Raw genomic sequence first — 16,432 nt, 5'->3', positions numbered from 1 at the left:
CCCCGATTGCGGGGCGGTTCAGGTTTCGATCTTCACGTACTCGAAATCGCCGGGCTTGTTGTCGATGCCGACTTTCGGCGGCGAGATCCAGGAGGCGTACTGGCCGGCTTCGGTGACCGGCTTCATTAGCGAGGCGATGAAGTCGCCGTCCTGCGACGAAGGCAACCATTCGCCCTTGCGTTGGTTCCAGGTGGCGTCGTCGATCAGGACGCCGTCCGGCGTGGCGTGGACGTCCTTGAACTCGCCGATCTGGCGGTGGAACGCGACGTTCGGCAGGGTCAGCTTGTACTGATAGCCCGCGGTCGAGATCACCTTGTTCCAGCGCAGCATGCCCTTGACGCAATCCTGCGTGTAGTCGTCGCGCAGCCGCATGTTGAGCGCCGTCAGCGCCGGCTCGTCGACCCGCTTGATCACGCCGTCGACCAGCTTGAGCACCGGATAGGTAGCGTTCTTGAGCTGGTGGTCGTCGTCGATCTGGGTTTCCTTGTAGCGGCCCTTGATGCCGGCGTTGAAGGCATTCGCCGCGTTGGTGGAGACTTCCGAACCGAACAGATCGAGCGACAGCGAATAGTGCAGGTTCAGCTTCTTCTGGATGGTCGGCAGGTCGATCACGCCGAGCGCGCGGACCTTGGCGATGTCGGTCGGATCGCTGATGCCGGCTTCTTTCATCGCCTCGCAGGTGCGCTGCACGACGCGGCTGATGCCGGTCTCGCCGACAAACATGTGATGGGCTTCTTCGGTCAGCATGAAGCGGCAGGTGCGCGACAACGGATCGAAGCCGGATTGCGCGAGGCTGTGCAACTGCATCTTGCCATCGCGGTCGGTGAAATAGGTGAACATGAAGAACGACAGCCAGTCCGGCGTCGCCTCATTGAAGGCACCGAGCATGCGCGGGGAATCCGCATCGCCCGAGCGGCGGCGCAACAAATCGTCGGCCTCCTCGCGGCCGTCGCGGCCGAAATATTTCTGCAGGAGATAGACCATCGCCCAGAGATGGCGGCCTTCCTCGACATTGACCTGGAACAGGTTGCGCAGGTCGTAGAGCGAGGGCGCGGTCTTGCCGAGATGGCGCTGCTGCTCGACGGAGGCGGGCTCGGTGTCGCCCTGGATCACGATCAGGCGGCGCAGCGTGGCGCGGTGCTCGCCCGGGACTTCCTGCCAGGCCGGCTTGCCGTAATTCTCGCCAAAGGGAATGACGCGGTTCTCTTCCTGCGGCGCCAGCAAGATGCCCCAGCGATACTCCGGCATCTTGACGTAGTCGAACTTGGCCCAGCCGCGCGGATCGACCGAATAGGCGGTGCGCAAGTAAACCAGCGACTGCTGAAAACCTTCCGGCCCCATGTCGCCCCACCAGTCCATGTAACCGGGATGCCAGCCCTCCAGCGCCTTCAGCACCTGGCGGTCTTCGCTGAGATTGACGTTGTTAGGGATTTTGGTCGAGTAGTCGACGTTCATGTAATTCATTGGGGCCTCCCGTGTTTGGGGGTGTTTAGTGAATAGCGAATGGCGAGTAGCGAATGGGAAGAAGGGCAACTATTCGCCACTCCCTATTCGCCATTCGCCCCTAAACTCTCGTCATATCGAATTGCGCCTTCTGGCCGGTGCCGTAGCGGCGCAGCGCGCCTTCTTCGCCGACCGCGTTGGGGCGCTGGAAGATCCAGTTCTGCCACGCCGTGAGGCGCGAGAAGATTTTCGATTCCATGGTTTCGGGACCAACAAAGCGCAGATTCGCTTCCATGCCGGTGAGGCCGTCGGGCGAGAAGGAGGTGCGCTCTTCCAGGAACACCCGCACCTCGTCGTCCCAATCGATGTCGTCGAGCGCGAAGGTGACCAGGCCGAGCTCTTCGGCTTCCTCAGCGTCGAGCGTAGTGCCGATGGTGGCCTCCGCGCGTTCCAGATCGGACGGATCGGCCTGGAAGCGCGATTGCAGGCGGGTCAGGCCGTGGCTCATCGGATAGGGACCGAAATTCAGCGCAGTGAGCTGGATCGCCGGTGGCGGCCGGTTGTCGCCCTGGCGTGAGCCGATCAGCATGTAGGAACGGTCGGCGGCAAACACGAGTTCGGCGAGCGTGCCGGCAAAGCAGGAGCCGGGCTCGACCAGCGTCACCAGCGTGCGCGAGGTGACGTCGATGCGCTTCAACACCCGTTTCCAGTAATGCCTGATCTCGTTGACCAGCCAATGCGCCTTGTTGGCTTCGAGGAAAGCGTCGCAAGCGACCACATTGGCGGGGTCGCCGTGCGACTTGAACACCAGCATCGCGATTTCGAGTTCGTTGATGCGCAAGTGAAGGATTGCATCGTCGAGTTCGCGCGCCACCTGGAGCGGCCAGAACGACGCGCCCTGCCCGATCAGGCCGTCGATATCATCAGGCGGCGCCGCCTCCGGCGCCTTGATCGAAATGGTCGCGATGCGCGCCGCGCGGTCGATGTCGACGCTGACAAAGCCGTAGCGGATGCCGGTCTCGTCGATGGTGCGGTTGAGCGGCGCAAGCGTGATGCCCTTGCCGCTGCCGTTGCGCTTCGAGCTGGCGGCGAATTCCTTGGCGCGCTCGGCGACCTTGGCCTCGAGCTTACTGTTCGGCGCGATTTCATCCACCAGCCGCCACGCGACGGCGCGCTTGCCTTTAATTCCTTCCTCGATGGTGCAGAAGAAGTCGGCATGGTCGCGGCGCACCTTGCGCTTGTCGACCACGCGGGTCAGGCCGCCGGTGCCCGGCAACACCGCGAGCAGCGGCACTTCCGGCAGCGCCACGGCAGCGGCGCCGTCATCGGCCAGGACAATGTGATCGGTTGCGAGCGCCAGCTCATAGCCGCCGCCGGCCGCGGTGCCGTTGACGACGGTGATGAAGCGCTGCCCGGAGTTTTCCGATGAATCTTCCAGGCCGTTGCGCGTCTCGTTGGTGAATTTGCAGAAATTGACCTTGTGGGCGTGGGTCGCGCCCGCCAGCATGCGGATGTTGGCGCCGGCGCAGAACACGCGGTTCTTGCCGGAACGCATCACCACCACTTTCACTTCAGGATGTTCGAAGCGCAGCCGCTGCACGGCGTCGGCCAGCTCGATGTCGACCCCGAGATCGTAGGAATTCAGCTTGAGCTGATAGCCCTCGAACAGACCGGCATTCTCGTCGACGTCCATGGTCAGGGTTGCGACCTCGCCCTCGACCGCCAGCTTCCAGTGATGGTAGCGCGACGGATCGGTTTGAAAATCGATGTATTTCGCTCCCCCCGCAAGGACGCGATCTTCACCGGCCATGAGCCACCCTCTGTCGTTTTCTCAGGATTTGTTCGGTTCGTTACATGCACAATAATGCATGTTTTCAATTGAGTCTAGCCTAAAACGCCGGAACATGCATTTTGTTTCATGTTCGGCCGGCAGCCGCAAAGGCCACGCAATCGGCCTTGGCGAGCTGCGGCTGCTCCAGTTTGGTCTTGATGAGGCCCGCCAGGGCGGCAACCGGAAAGCTGTCGGCAAAGCCGGCGCCGCCGACATTGCGCATACCGAGCGCCTTGAGTTCGCCGAGCGCTTCACCGAATAGCCGGACCGCGACGTGCGGCTTTTGCATGCGCAGCCGCAGATTGGCGGTCGTGATCAGGATGCAGGCGCGCAGCAATATCCGCTCGCGGCCGCCCTGCGGCGCCGCCGCCCATACCGCTTCCAGGATCTCCTGCGATTCCCAGAAATAGCCGTGGTCGTTGAGCGCCATGCCGTAGCGCAGCGCCGGGTGACGCGCCGGCACGTAGCCCTGGAAGCGCGCGGGCACCAGTGCTGCGATCTGTGCCAACGTTTCGTAATCGGCGGCGGCTTCCTTGGACTGGCCGGGCACATAAGCCCATCGCGGCAGCGGCAGATGACCGGTGCCTGAGGGCGGCGCGGTCATCGGAACGGCGCCTCGGCAAGCGCAAGAGAAAATGCGTTACGCGGCCCGTCCCTGCGAGCCGCTACCTGTGTGCAATACCGCCTTTGCGAAATCTGAAATCGCATCGAGCGTCGCCTCCGGCGCTTCGCGATGCGGCTGATGTCCCGCGCCCGGAATCACAGTCACATCGACCGGACAATAGCATTCTTCCCTGGCAATCTCGACCTGCCGCATGGTCCCATACTGATCGTCCACACCTTGCAGGATCGCGATCGGCACGCGGATATAGGCGAGGTATTCGGAAATATCCCAGTTGCGGAAATCAGGATCGAGCCAAGCACCGTTCCAGCCATAGAAGGCGCTGTCGACGTCCCTGTGCCAGCGCGAAAGCTTGCCCTTCAGGTTCGTGGTCTCATAGGCGGTTCGGATATTCGCAATCGACGCCACCGAAATATCCTCGACGATGAAATGCGGGGCGATCAGCGCGAGGCCCTGCACGCGGTGATCCTGATGCGAGCCCGCATAGATCGCCGCGATCGAAGCGCCATCGGAATGGCCGAGCAGCAGGCCGCGGCGAAAGCCGATCTTGTCGAGCAGTTTTGGCAGCACGTCGAGCGCCTCGACATGCATGTAATCGAGCGGCCGCGGCAGTTTTACCGGCGTCGATGCGCCATAGCCTGCGCGCGAATAGACGAACACGCCCGCGCCGGTCGCGGCCTGCAACTTGTCCGGAAAGTCGCCCCACAGGCCGGTCGAGCCGAGCCCTTCATGCAGCATCACGATAACAGGCGCGTGCTCGGGCGACGGGCCGATCATGCGGTATTCGAGATGGGAGGCGCCGACCGTGAGGAAGCCGGAGGCAGTGAGGGTTGTCATGCTGTAAGCTTTCGAAAGTGATCCAGACGTCGCATCCTGCTCACGTCGTCCCTGCGAACGCAGGGACCCATAACCACCGGCCTTCGTTGTGACCAAAGGTCTCGCACATCGCGCGTTAACGGATAAGCCGCGGGCGTATCGGTCCCTGCGTTCGCACTAGGGCATGCACACTTGTTGCGCCGCAAATACTCATGAAAAGCCAAGGGTTTTTGCACTTCTCAAGTGTTGCGACGTAGTTTTGCTCCGCGCTCTCCACCCCACCGAAGCGCTGGATTCCGATCTTGCGCGAAAACGCCAGCCTCGATTCCAAAATTTCGATGAGCTCGCATCTTCGATTCTAAAATTGCATATGAAGCCTGAATCGCACTGCAACATGTGTGCATCCACTAGTGCGTTCGCAGGGACGACGAGAGAGTTACGATGCACCATCCCGCAGCTTGAACCGTTGAATCTTCCCCGTTGCCGTTTTCGGCAGGCTATCCACCACGTCGATCCAGCGCGGATATTTCCATGGACCGATCTTCTGCTTGACGTGCTCCTTCAACGCTTCATGCAGATCATCCGTCTTGGCGCCGGCGCGCAGCACGACGAAGGCTTTCGGCTTCAACAATCCTTCCGGATCGGCCTCGGGCACGACGGCGGCCTCGAGCACGGCCGGATGGGTGATCAGCGCGCTCTCGACCTCGAACGGCGAGACCCAGATGCCGGAAACCTTGAACATGTCGTCGCTTCGGCCGCAAAAGGTGTAACGGCCATCGGCGTCGCGCGTGTATTTGTCCCCGGTGCGAGTCCAGTGGCCTTCGAAGGTCGCGCGGCTCTTGGCGCGCTGGTTCCAGTAGCCTTCGGCGGCTGAGGGCGCTTCCACCAATAGCTCTCCGACCTCGTCATCGGCCACGTCATCGCCCGCCTCGTTCACCAGCCGCACCTTGTAGCCCGGCACAGGCTTGCCGGATGAGCCGTATTTGATGTCGCCCGGCGCGTTCGAGAGGAAGATGTGCAACAGCTCGGTCGAGCCGACGCCGTCGAGAATGTCGACGCCGAAGCGCGCCTTCCAGGCATTGCCGACAGGCTCGGGCAGCGCCTCGCCCGCGGACGTGCAGATGCGCAAGCGCGTGCCGGCGCGCTCGTTCTTCGTTGTTTCGTCATTGAGCATCGAGGCAAACAGCGTCGGCACGCCGTAGAAGATGGTCGGGTTGTACTTGTTCAGCAGCTCGAACATGCGTGCTGGCGTCGGCCGGTCGGCATTGAGCACGGTGCTGGCGCCGACCGACATCGGGAAGGTAAGCGCATTGCCGAGCCCGTAGGCGAAGAACAGCTTTGCCGCAGAAAGGCAGACGTCGTCTTCCCTGATGCCGAGGACCTGCTTCGCATAGGTTTCCGCCGTGGCCTGCAGATTGGAATGCAGATGCCGCACGCCCTTGGGCATGCCGGTCGAGCCTGACGAATAGAGCCAGAACGCCGGCTCCTCGGCATGGGTTTCGACGGTTGGGAAAGAATCGCCCTCCTTCGCCAACTCTTCGGAAAGCAGCTTGTGGCCGAACGAATTCTTGCCGGCGACCACGACACATTCGAGATCCGGCATGCGGCCGACAATGTCTTTCACGGTCGGGTACAGCGCCTCGGAGACGAACAGCACCCGCGCGCGGCTGTCGGCCAGCACATAGGCATACTGCTCCGACGTCAGCAGCGTATTGAGCGGCACCGGCACGACGCCGGCGCGCATCGCGCCGAGGAACACCGCGGGAAAGTCCACGGTGTCGAGTATGATCATTGCCACGCGCTCTTCGCGACGAACGCCGAGCCGGCGCAGCATGTTGGCAACGCGGCGGGTCTGCCGCTGCAGCTCGCCATAGGTGAGTTCGGTGACCGTGTCGGTGAAGGCGAGCTTGGCGCCGCGCCCCTCCTGGACATTGCGGTCGAGCAGCCAGGTCACCGCATTGTACGAACCGGACGTGCCGCTCACGACGCTTCTCCCTGAGCTTTTAAGAATTATAATTCATACAAAGACACCGGCTACGCTTGCTGTCAATCCTCATCGGCATTATGTTTCCGAAATCCATTCACCCCGACGCAATGCCGAACGAGGGAAATGACCGAGGCCAGCGACCCCGAATCCGGCTTTCTCGAGCAGCTTGGCCAGCGTGTGCGCACCATGCGCGCCCTTCGCGGCATGTCGCGAAAAGTGCTCGCAAAAGTTTCCGGAATTTCGGAGCGCTACATCGCGCAGCTCGAAAGCGGCAAGGGCAACGTCTCGATTGTGCTGCTGCGACGCGTGTCGAACGCGATGGGCGCGCATCTCGAAGATCTCATTCCCTCGGCCGAGCCCGCGCCGGATTGGGCCGTGATCCGCGATCTCTTGCGCAAGGCAACGCCGGCGCAGATTGCGCAGGCCAAGGATGCGCTGGCCGGCGGCAGCCTATCGGCGCAGCGGCGGATTTCCTTTGCCGGCATCGCCCTGATCGGCCTGCGCGGCGCCGGCAAATCCACCCTCGGCAGGATGCTGGCGAAGAAGATCGGCTGGAAATTCGTCGAGCTCAACAAGGAGGTCGAGGCGCAGAACGGCTTGTCCGTCGCCGAGATCATCGCGCTCTACGGCCAGGAAGGTTTTCGGCGCATGGAGCAGGCGGCGTTGACGCAATTGCTGGCGCGCAAGGAATTGATGGTGCTGGCGACCGGCGGCGGCATCGTCTCCGAGCCGTTGACCTTCGACCTGATCCTGTCATCGTTCTATACCATCTGGCTCAAGGCCGAGCCGGAAGAGCACATGGCCCGCGTCCGCCGCCAGGGCGATTTGCGCCCGATGGCCGACGATCGTTCCGCGATGGCGGAATTGCGCAACATCCTGGTCAGCCGCGAACCGCTCTACGCGCGGGCCTCAGCCGTGGTCGATACCGCCGGGCTTTCCGTCGACGCGGCGGCGGCGCGCTTAAGCGATGCGGTCGCGCCGGTGCTGCACGACAAGCACGCGTTCGGCCTGCGCAGCGCGGCCTCCTGATTTTTTCTGCGAAAGTCCTCGCAATAGCAGAGGAACGCTTCACCAGACTCAGGCGCATTGTTCGCCTTGCCCTAGCCGAGCTTCGCAAATGCGGGAGCATGCGCAATGATTCCCGTCGCCGTCGGAAGTTCGTTGCCTCCAAGCGGAAGGGCCATCAGATGCGGTCCGGCATAAGGTGAGATGAACCCGCTCGCCTTGCCGGCATCGAATCCAAAACGTCGATAGAAGGCAGGATCGCCGAGGACGAAGATTCCGGCCCAGGCGGCGGCCTCGCTGCGGGCGGTTCCCTGGCGGATCAACCGACTGCCGAAACCTGTCCGCCGATATTCAGGCAGTACCGCGACGGGTGCGAGCGCGAGCGCTGGAAACGGCGCTTTCATCCTTGAGAGCATGATGTGGCCAACGACCGTTCCGTCATCAACGGCAACCAGCGAGAAAACGGAATCGCCGGCATCGCGGAGATCATCGACCAACCGCGCCTCGGCTGACCGACCGAACGCTACTTCTTCAACGAAGCGGATAGCCGCAACATCGCCGGGCGTTTCGGATCGGACAGTCATCGGTCACACCAGCATCGATTTGACCGATGCCGCCGCCTCGCGCAGGCGCGGCAGAAATTTCTCGACCATCTCTTCCGCGGACACGCGGTCGACATGCGCGCCCATGTTGATGGCGGCGATGATCGCGCCGTCGTAGCGGCGGACCGGCACTGAGACCGAACGGAAACCCGGCTCGGCCTCGCGATCGACCAGCGAATAGCCTTGCGCGCGATCGGCGACGATCGTCTTCAGGAGCTGCTTCTTGTCGGTGACGGTGAACGGTGTCAGCGGCGCAAGCTCCATCCGGTCGAGCGCGGCGGCCACTTCGTCATCAGCCAGCCGCGACAGCAGGACGCGGCCGACCGAAGTACAAAAAGCCGGCAGCCGGTAGCCGATATCGATGCCTGACGAGAAGATTCGCGTCGGGCTCGCGCGCGCGATGAAAACGACGTCGTTGCCGTCGAGGATCGCCATCGACGCGATCTCCTGCGCCTCAGCCGACAATCGATCAAGCGCTGGCTGCAGCACCGAGACGACATGGTTGGAGGCGAGATAGCTTGACGCCAGCACCAGCACGCGCGGCGTCAGGCGGAACAGCTTGCCGTCACTTGCGACAAAGCCGGCGCGTTCGAGCGTGAAAAGGATGCGCCGTGCGGTGGCGCGCGGCAGCTCAGCCGCCTTGGCGAGATCGCTCAGCGTCATCGGCTGGCGGCTGCCGCCGAATATTTCGAGCACGCGCAGGCCGCGGTCGAGGCTTTCGATGAAATCGGTCGCACTGCGGTTGTCAGCGTCCGCCGCGCGCTTAAGCTTGGGCATCGCTGCCTCCATAATCCGCTTGCCTCGCGCCCAGCCTACGTTAAAATCGCACAAAAGTTCAATAGGCGAACAAATCCAGCTAGCGGAGATCCTCGCCATGATGAGCCAGGAAGCGAACGACCTGATCACCCGCACCGGCCGCAAGGACCCGTGCGGCAAGCTGATGCGGATGTACTGGCAGCCGGCGGCGCTGGTCGACGAGTTGCAGGGACCGCGGCCGGTTCGCCCGGTCAAGCTGCTCGGCGAAAACCTCGTGCTGTTTCGCGACGAGCAGGGCCGCTACGGCCTGATCGACCGCCACTGTGCCCATCGCGGCGCCGACCTCGCGTTCGGACGGCTGGAGAATGGCGGGTTGCGCTGCGCCTTCCATGGCTGGCTGTTCGACGTCTCGGGCCAGTGCCTGGAGACGCCGGCGGAGCCGAAGGACTCAAAGCTGTGCCAGGGCATCAAGCAGCGCTCCTACCCCGTGGTCGAGAAGAGCGGCATCCTCTGGGCTTATCTCGGCGAAGGCGAACCGCCGGCGTTTCCGGAGATCGACTGTTTTGTGGCGCCCGACAGCCATACCTTTGCGTTCAAGGGGCATATCAACTGCAATTGGCTGCAGGCGCTGGAAGTCGGCATCGATCCGGCGCACGCCTCCTTCCTGCACCGCTTCTTCGAGGACGAAGACACTTCCACCGCCTACGGCAAGCAGTTCCGCGGCGCGTCCGCCGGCAGCGAGATGCCGATGACGAAGATCTTGCGCGAATACGACAACCCTATCATCAACGTCGAACATACCGAGTATGGCCTGCGCCTGATCGCGCTGCGCGAGCTCGACGAAGAGCGCACGCATGTGCGCGTTACCAATCAGCTTTTCCCGCATGGCTTCGTCATCCCGATGAGCACGGAGATGACGATCACGCAGTGGCACGTGCCGATCGATGACGAGAACTGCTACTGGTACGCGATCTTCACCTCTTACACGACGCCGGTCGACAAGAAGAAGATGCGCGACCAGCGCCTCGAGCTGTACGAGTTGCCGGATTACAAGTCGCGCAAGAACAAGAGCAACGATTACGGCTTCGATCCGCACGAACAGGCGACCGCGACCTATACCGGCATGGGGACCGACATCAACGTCCACGACCAGTGGGCAGTAGAGTCGATGGGCCCGATCCAGGACCGCACCAACGAGCATTTGGGACAATCGGACAAGGCGATCGTGCAGTATCGCCGCCTGCTGCGGCAGGAGATCGAGAAGGTGGTCGGCGGCGAAAAGCCGATGCTGTTCCTTGACGCGGCACACGCGCGCAGCATTCAGGGTCCTGCCACCATGGACGGTATTGGACCGACGTTAGGGTGGGAAATCTACTGGATGGAAATTGACGTCAAGCGCCGCCGCGGCGCGCCTTGGGCGGCGCCGGTGCCGACCGAGATTGCCGGCAAGGTGCCCCACCTTACGGCGGCCGAATGATGACTCTGTCCCCGTCATTGCGAGCGAAGCGAAGCAATCCATCGCGCCGCGAGTGGAGAGATGGATTGCTTCGTCGCTTCGCTCCTCGCAATGACGGTGGTGGGCTTCCGCGAGCTTTGGGGGAGTGACGCGTTGAGTTTCGTAGAACGTCACGAGCTGTGGTCGAACGAGCAGCAGGAGGCCGCGAGCCGCCTGCGCAAGATCGTCGAGGAGAAAAACCTCGAAGTCGTCCGCCTGTCATTCCCCGACCAGCACGGCATCCTGCGCGGCAAGACGTTGGTCGCCAGCGAGGCGATTGACTCGCTGGAAAGCGGCTGCTCCATCACCACGACCATGCTCGCCAAGGACACCTCGCACAAGACGGTGTTTCCCGTATTCACAGCCGGCGGCGGGTTCGGCATGAAGGAGATGGAAGGCGCCGCCGACGTCTTGATGGTCGCCGACGCCACCACGTTTCGCGTGCTGCCGTGGGCGCCGACCACCGGCTGGCTGCTGTGCGATCTCTACTTCAACGATGGCCGTCCGGTGCCGTTCGCCACGCGGCATCTCTACCGCAAGGTGATCGATCTGCTCGGACAGCGCGGCTACGATTTCGTTGCTGGCCTCGAAGTCGAATTCCATCTCTTCAAGCTCGACGACGCGCATATGGCGCCGGAGGATGCCGGACAGCCGGGTCGGCCGCCTTCGGTCAGCCTGCTGTCGCACGGCTACCAGTATCTCACCGAGCAGCGCTACGACCAGATGGAGCCGGCGCTGGAGATCATCCGCCGTGACGTGCTGGCGCTCGGCCTTCCCTTGCGATCGGTCGAAGTCGAGTTCGGGCCGAGCCAGTGCGAATTCACCTTCCAGCCGACCAAAGGCCTCGTGCCCGCCGACAACATGGTGCTGTTCCGCTCGGCGGTGAAGCAGATCGCGCGCCGCCATGGCTATCACGCCACCTTCATGTGCCGGCCGAAACTGCCGAACGTGTTCGCTTCGGGCTGGCACCTGCACCAATCGCTGGTGTCACGCGCCAGCGGCGAGAATGCGTTCATGGCCGGCGACAAGGGCGAGGTGCTGAGCCCGTTTGGACGCGCCTATCTCGCGGGGCTCCTGGAGCACGCCCGCGCATCCACCGTGTTCACGACGCCGACCATCAACGGCTACAAGCGCTACCGCTCCTATTCGCTGGCGCCGGATCGCGCGATCTGGGGCCGCGACAACCGCGGCGTCATGATCCGCGTGCTCGGCGGTCCGGGCGATGCGGCCACACGGCTGGAAAACCGCATCGGCGAGCCGGCGGCGAACCCGTATCTTTACATGGCCTCGCAGATTCTCTCAGGCCTCGATGGCGTCGACCGCAAGCTCGATCCGGGGCCGTCAGCGGATGCACCGTACGAGACCAAGGCGGCGTTGTTGCCGAAGAGTTTGCGCGAGGCGGTGTTCGCGCTGCAGGACGATCCGTTTTTCCGGCAGGCGCTGGGGGCGGAGTTCGTGGACTATTACGTCCACATCAAGAACGCGGAGATCGAGCGGTTTCAGGCCGAAGTGTCGGACTGGGAGCATCGCGAATATTTCGAGACGTTTTGAGATCAGGTCCAGCTCCAGCCGGCCGACAACAGGATCGCGGCGGTCAGCGTCACAGTGCTGAGAAGTGTGCTTGCGATCAGCATCGTGCCGATCTGGGCCGATGCCACGCCGTAACGAACCGCAAATAGCACGCCGAATGCACCTGACGGCACCGCCATCAGCATGACCGCGACACGCGCCTCTGCGCCATCGAGCAGCGGCAGGGCCAGGAGTGAGGTCAGCAGCGGCTGAAGCACATTCTTCACCACGACCGTCAAGCCGACGTTGGCGGAAAGTTTGACTGGCTGCGCCGACAGCACGAGGCCGGTGAGAAACAACGCGGTTCCTGATGCACCCTGCCCGACCAGGGTCAGCGTGCTGTCGAGCAGGAGCGGTATCGGCAATCCCGCGAGCGAGCACAACAGGCCAAGCACCGGTGCGATCACGATCGGCTTGAGCAGCGCCCTCTTCATTACCGCGGCCGCGCTCGCTCCCTTGCCGTCAGCGGATTCCAGTATCAAGAGCGAAAGCGGCGTCACGACGATGGCGGCCACCGCCACGGCCACGGCGACCGAGATCGAGGCCGATTGCGAAAACAGCGCCGCGACGATCGGCAGTCCCGCCGAACCGACATTCGGACCGGACGAGGTCAGCGCAATAAGGGCGCTTTCGCGCCGGTCACCGCCGAACCAGCGAGATTGCACGATATACGTGACGCCGTACGCAATCAGCATCGCCGCCAGTAACACCAAGGCAAGCTGCGCCTGATCGATCATGGCACTGCGGGAGGCCTGTGCCATCGCCGTGAACAGCGCGGCCGGCAGCGCGTAATCCATGACCAGTGCATTGATCGAGCCGGTGTTGTGGGTGTCGAACTCCTTCGTTTTGCCGGCCGAATAGCCGAGCGCCATAACAAGGAACACGGGCGCCAGCGACGCCAATATGGTCATGGTCTCCGTCATGGCTTGCCTCCGTTTGAGGTATGGGCGTTCGAAAGAACGTGTCTCCGATTCTTGATCCTCGACCGGGGCCTCAACTGACGGCCCCGGCCTTCCGAGAATCTCCACTATCGTCAAGCGGCGAGATTGGTTGCTTTCGTGCTCTCGCCAACCGGCATGCCCGGGTAGAAGCTCGCGAGCCAGTGTACGATTGCGTGACGCGCGACCGCCGAGTTTCCGAGCTGGCAATGCTGCTCCGCTCCTTCGCGCGCGGTGAATATCCGCGTCGTCACGGACCGGGCGCACACGAGTTCGCGCATGGTCCGATGGACCCAGCCGACATCAAACAGATGATCCTGCTCGCCTTCAGTAAGCAGGATGTCCTGCTTGACGTTGTGCAAGATTCCATCGAGCGAGTGCTTCGCGATCTCGTTGAGGAAATCGTATGGCGTCTTGGTTCCGGTGATGTGCATTCCCTGGACAACACACCATTCGAATACAGAGCTCGGCTGGCGCTCCTCGGCCACAACGGCCTCGGTCCCCTTGCGGTCTCCGGCCTTGAACAGCGAGATCAGCTGCTGAGCCTTGCCCGGTCGCATTTGCTTGAGCGTCATATCGAGACCCGAATACGACGTGGGCATCGAGATGATATGCTTGATCCTGGGCTCGAACGCGGCCGCGCGGATCGACATATAGCCACCGCAAGAGGCACCCAGCCAATCGACCGCGTCGAGCCCGAAATAGTCGATCGCCGCCTTGGCCGGCTTCTCCCACGCATGATCCAGATAGATTCCCTGCCGCAGGGCACCGCCCTGGCCGGGCCCGTCGAAGGCGATGACGGTAATTCCAAGCTCGGTCAGCGGGAGAAGAAAGTTGTAGAACTCCTCAACGAACGAATCGTATCCGCCGGTGAAGATCAGCGTGCTGCGTTCCTTGCCTCTTGCCTGCAGCCTGAAGCCCGGCAGATGTCCGCCGGGATATGGAATGGCGATGCGCTCGTAACCGGCGACACCTTTCATTCCGAGCGCCCAGTTTCGTGCAAAGTCGTCGTAGAGCGCATTGCGCACGTCGCCGGCCGGCAAATAGAACTCGGCACCGTGATAGTAAGAGGCAGCGTCCAGATATCGCTTCTCGGCTTCCGCTTTCTTGGCGACCTCAAGCCAGACCGTGTGCCAGGATTCGTAATCCTTGATGCGCGGCGCGATGGCGCTGAGCTCCTTGAGGCGCGCTGGTGACATCCCGTCTAGCAGTGGCCGGTTGAACGTGTAGTTCATTCCCGGGTCGGGCAACATATGGATAAAGGGCATGGTGTTCGCTCCGTTGATTGGGATTTAGTCGCGGCCGAACATTTGACCCAAGCCGGTGTTGATGCCATATCAATCTCGGCACCGCCTTGTTGCCTGAAATGCAACGTCCGCGGAGAGATTGATCCGATGGATTTCACGGCCCTTCGCTATTTCAGCGCCACCGCCCACGCCCAATCGATCCGCGCCGCGTCAGATCGGCTGCATGTCTCGCCGTCGGCAATCAGCCGCCAGATCGCCAAGCTCGAACACGAATTGCGTGCGCCGATTTTCGACCGGCGCGCGCAAGGCATGAAGCTGACGGCCGCGGGCGAAATCCTGCTCTCGAAAATCGACGGCGTGATGCGCGAATTCTCGCGCGTCAAATCCCACATCGCGGCACTGCAGGACCTTCAGGCAGGCAATGTCGACGTCTATTGCTTCCAGACCGCGATCGAGAGTTTCGTCGCGCCGGTGCTCAACCGCTTCAACACGCAATATCCCGACGTGACTTTCAACATCAGGATGAGCAGCACCGATGAAGCAATGGAGGCGCTGATCGCGGGCACGGCGGAAATTGGCCTCGTTCTCAACGCCCCCGCGCGCGACGCCATCACGCGGCTGGAAGTCTTCCGTGACAAAATGGTCGCAGCATTTTCACCCGCGCATCCGCTTGCCGGGCGCAAGCTCATATCGCTGACAGAGCTCAAGGAGTTTCCGTTCGCCCTGACCGAACCATCATTCGGCCTCCGCCAGCAGATGGAAAAGGTGTTCGCCCGGCACGGTTTCGTGCCGAAGGCGTTCTGCGTCACCAACTCTCTGGCGCTGGTCAAGGAGGTGGCGGCTATCGGCCGGCAATGCACCCTGCTACCGCGTTTCGCGGTAGAGCGGGAGCTGGCCAGCGGATCGCTCAAGACCGTGCCGGTGCGCGAGTTTGCATCGGAATCGCTGGTGTTCTGCATCTGCTCACGCAGCGACCGGTCGCTGTCGCCGGCGGCCAAGGTCTTCCTCGACACGGTGGTCGATTATTGCCGCCGATATCGCCGTTGAGATATCCTCGAACGGTCCGGCACCGGACTTGACCAATCACTGGGGAAATGCGCTGCCGGCAAGCCGTCCTTGTCCGGCTGCCAGAGGGCGAGAGCGCCATGCTCCGACGCCGCAAGTTCCTGCAGCTCGGCGCGGCCGCGATCGCGGCTTCCGCAAGCCCCGCGCTCGCGGCAGCCGCCTATCCGGCCCGGCCCGTATATCTGATCGTCGGTTTCTCGGCCGGCGGCAATACCGACATCGTGGCGCGCATCCTCGCGCAATGGCTCGGGCAACAATTCGGCCAGCCCTTCGTCGTCGAGAACCGCACGGGGGCGGCGACCAACCTCGCCACCGAACAGGTGATACGCGCGCGCCCCGACGGACACACTCTGCTCGTCGCCTCGGCCGCGAACGCCATCAACGCAACGCTGTTCCGCAATCTCAAATTCAACTTCATCCGCGACACCGAACCCGTCGCAGCGATCGCCGGCGCGCCCCTGGTAATGTGTGTCAACCCCTCATTCCCTCCGACATCCGTCCCGTCGTTCATTGAACACGCCAAATCGAATCCGAACGGACTGAACTTCGGTTCGAGCGGCCTGGGGAGCCCTCCGCATGTCGCGACCGAGTTGTTCAAGAGGATGGCTGGCGTCATCATGCAGCACGTTCCCTATCGAGGCGATGCGGAAGCGATCAGCGATCTGGTCGGCGGACGCGTGCAGGTCTACTTTGCCACCCTCCCCGGCTCGATCGGATTCATTCGCGCCCGCGCGCTGCGCGCGCTCGCGGTGACGGCAACAGAGCGCTCCTCGGCCCTGCCCGAAGTCGCAGCCATGGCCGAGTTCCTGCCCGGCTACGACGCCACCATTTGGAACGGCATCAACGCGCCGAAGGGCACGCCGGAGCCGATCGTCGCGGCACTCAACCGCTGCATCAACGAAGGGCTTGCCGACCCAAAACTGCACGCCCGCCTCGCAGAGCTCGGGGCGAAAGCACGGCCAGGCACGCCCGACGACTATGCCAGAATGGTCGCTGACGAAACCGACAAATGGGGCGCGATCGTCCGATCAACCGGCTCATTCATTGATTGACCGC

Annotated in this window: 13 protein-coding genes and 1 pseudogene; 5 read left to right on the top strand and 9 right to left on the bottom strand. The window is 62.7% G+C overall.

Translation table 11 applies throughout. The features are described from left to right. Positions 1–18 precede the first annotated feature (18 nt). The 5 genes from boxB to V1278_RS05585 all read right to left on the bottom strand — a co-directional run bounded on the left by boxB (position 19) and on the right by V1278_RS05585 (position 6,696). Positions 19–1,455, bottom strand: coding sequence for a benzoyl-CoA 2,3-epoxidase subunit BoxB (gene boxB / locus V1278_RS05605; RefSeq protein WP_334369048.1), 1,437 nt, complete (start codon positions 1,453–1,455; stop codon positions 19–21). A gap of 109 nt (positions 1,456–1,564) precedes the next feature. After that, positions 1,565–3,253, bottom strand: coding sequence for a 2,3-epoxybenzoyl-CoA dihydrolase (gene boxC, locus V1278_RS05600; RefSeq protein ID WP_334379971.1), 1,689 nt, complete (start codon positions 3,251–3,253; stop codon positions 1,565–1,567). A 106-nt stretch (positions 3,254–3,359) separates the two neighbouring features. Further along, positions 3,360–3,878 (bottom strand): DUF309 domain-containing protein, encoded by a 519-nt coding sequence (locus V1278_RS05595; protein WP_334379970.1) that lies wholly within the window; start codon positions 3,876–3,878, stop codon positions 3,360–3,362. A 36-nt stretch (positions 3,879–3,914) separates the two neighbouring features. Then, on the bottom strand, positions 3,915–4,733 hold the full coding sequence (locus tag V1278_RS05590; RefSeq protein ID WP_334379969.1) for an alpha/beta fold hydrolase: 819 nt from the start codon (positions 4,731–4,733) through the stop codon (positions 3,915–3,917). A 415-nt stretch (positions 4,734–5,148) separates the two neighbouring features. Beyond that, positions 5,149–6,696 (bottom strand): benzoate-CoA ligase family protein, encoded by a 1,548-nt coding sequence (locus tag V1278_RS05585; RefSeq protein WP_334379968.1) that lies wholly within the window; start codon positions 6,694–6,696, stop codon positions 5,149–5,151. Between the two features lie 63 nt (positions 6,697–6,759). Between V1278_RS05585 and V1278_RS05580 the strand changes: the two are divergent. Then, positions 6,760–7,728 (top strand): annotated as a pseudogene (locus V1278_RS05580) (helix-turn-helix transcriptional regulator); the annotation flags it as partial. Between the two features lie 71 nt (positions 7,729–7,799). Here the strand turns inward: V1278_RS05580 and V1278_RS05575 are convergent. Then, positions 7,800–8,288: a GNAT family N-acetyltransferase gene (locus tag V1278_RS05575; RefSeq protein ID WP_334379967.1), complete on the bottom strand. Its 489-nt coding sequence runs from the start codon at positions 8,286–8,288 to the stop codon at positions 7,800–7,802. 3 nt (positions 8,289–8,291) lie between these two features. Beyond that, positions 8,292–9,083, bottom strand: coding sequence for an IclR family transcriptional regulator domain-containing protein (locus tag V1278_RS05570; protein WP_334365378.1), 792 nt, complete (start codon positions 9,081–9,083; stop codon positions 8,292–8,294). 97 nt (positions 9,084–9,180) lie between these two features. On the opposite strand from V1278_RS05570, the gene V1278_RS05565 reads away from it, so the two are divergent. Together V1278_RS05565 and V1278_RS05560 are read left to right on the top strand one after the other, a co-directional pair. After that, entirely contained in the window at positions 9,181–10,539 is a 1,359-nt protein-coding gene (locus V1278_RS05565) for an aromatic ring-hydroxylating dioxygenase subunit alpha (protein WP_334379966.1), read from the top strand. Positions 10,540–10,671: 132 nt separating this feature from the next. Continuing rightward, positions 10,672–12,108: a glutamine synthetase family protein gene (locus tag V1278_RS05560; RefSeq protein ID WP_334379965.1), complete on the top strand. Its 1,437-nt coding sequence runs from the start codon at positions 10,672–10,674 to the stop codon at positions 12,106–12,108. A 2-nt stretch (positions 12,109–12,110) separates the two neighbouring features. On the opposite strand, the gene V1278_RS05555 is transcribed toward V1278_RS05560, so the two are convergent. Then, positions 12,111–13,049: an AEC family transporter gene (locus V1278_RS05555; protein WP_334379964.1), complete on the bottom strand. Its 939-nt coding sequence runs from the start codon at positions 13,047–13,049 to the stop codon at positions 12,111–12,113. 110 nt (positions 13,050–13,159) lie between these two features. After that, the gene (locus tag V1278_RS05550; RefSeq protein WP_334379963.1) at positions 13,160–14,332 is read right to left on the bottom strand and encodes an alpha/beta hydrolase family protein; all 1,173 of its coding nucleotides are present in this window, start codon (positions 14,330–14,332) and stop codon (positions 13,160–13,162) included. 126 nt (positions 14,333–14,458) lie between these two features. Here V1278_RS05550 and V1278_RS05545 point away from each other — a divergent pair, with 126 nt between their 5' ends. Both V1278_RS05545 and V1278_RS05540 read left to right on the top strand, forming a co-directional pair. After that, positions 14,459–15,358 carry a LysR family transcriptional regulator gene (locus V1278_RS05545; RefSeq protein ID WP_334379962.1) on the top strand — a complete coding sequence of 300 codons (900 nt, stop codon included), beginning with the start codon at positions 14,459–14,461 and terminating at the stop codon, positions 15,356–15,358. Positions 15,359–15,456: 98 nt separating this feature from the next. Then, positions 15,457–16,428: a tripartite tricarboxylate transporter substrate binding protein gene (locus tag V1278_RS05540; protein WP_334379961.1), complete on the top strand. Its 972-nt coding sequence runs from the start codon at positions 15,457–15,459 to the stop codon at positions 16,426–16,428. Positions 16,429–16,432: the final 4 nt, after the last annotated feature.

The sequence above is a fragment of the Bradyrhizobium sp. AZCC 1577 genome (assembly GCF_036924575.1).
In the GTDB taxonomy this organism is placed as follows: Bacteria; Pseudomonadota; Alphaproteobacteria; order Rhizobiales; family Xanthobacteraceae; genus Bradyrhizobium.
Note: the sequence above shows the minus strand (reverse complement) of the source record. Positions and strands in the feature narration are given on the sequence as shown.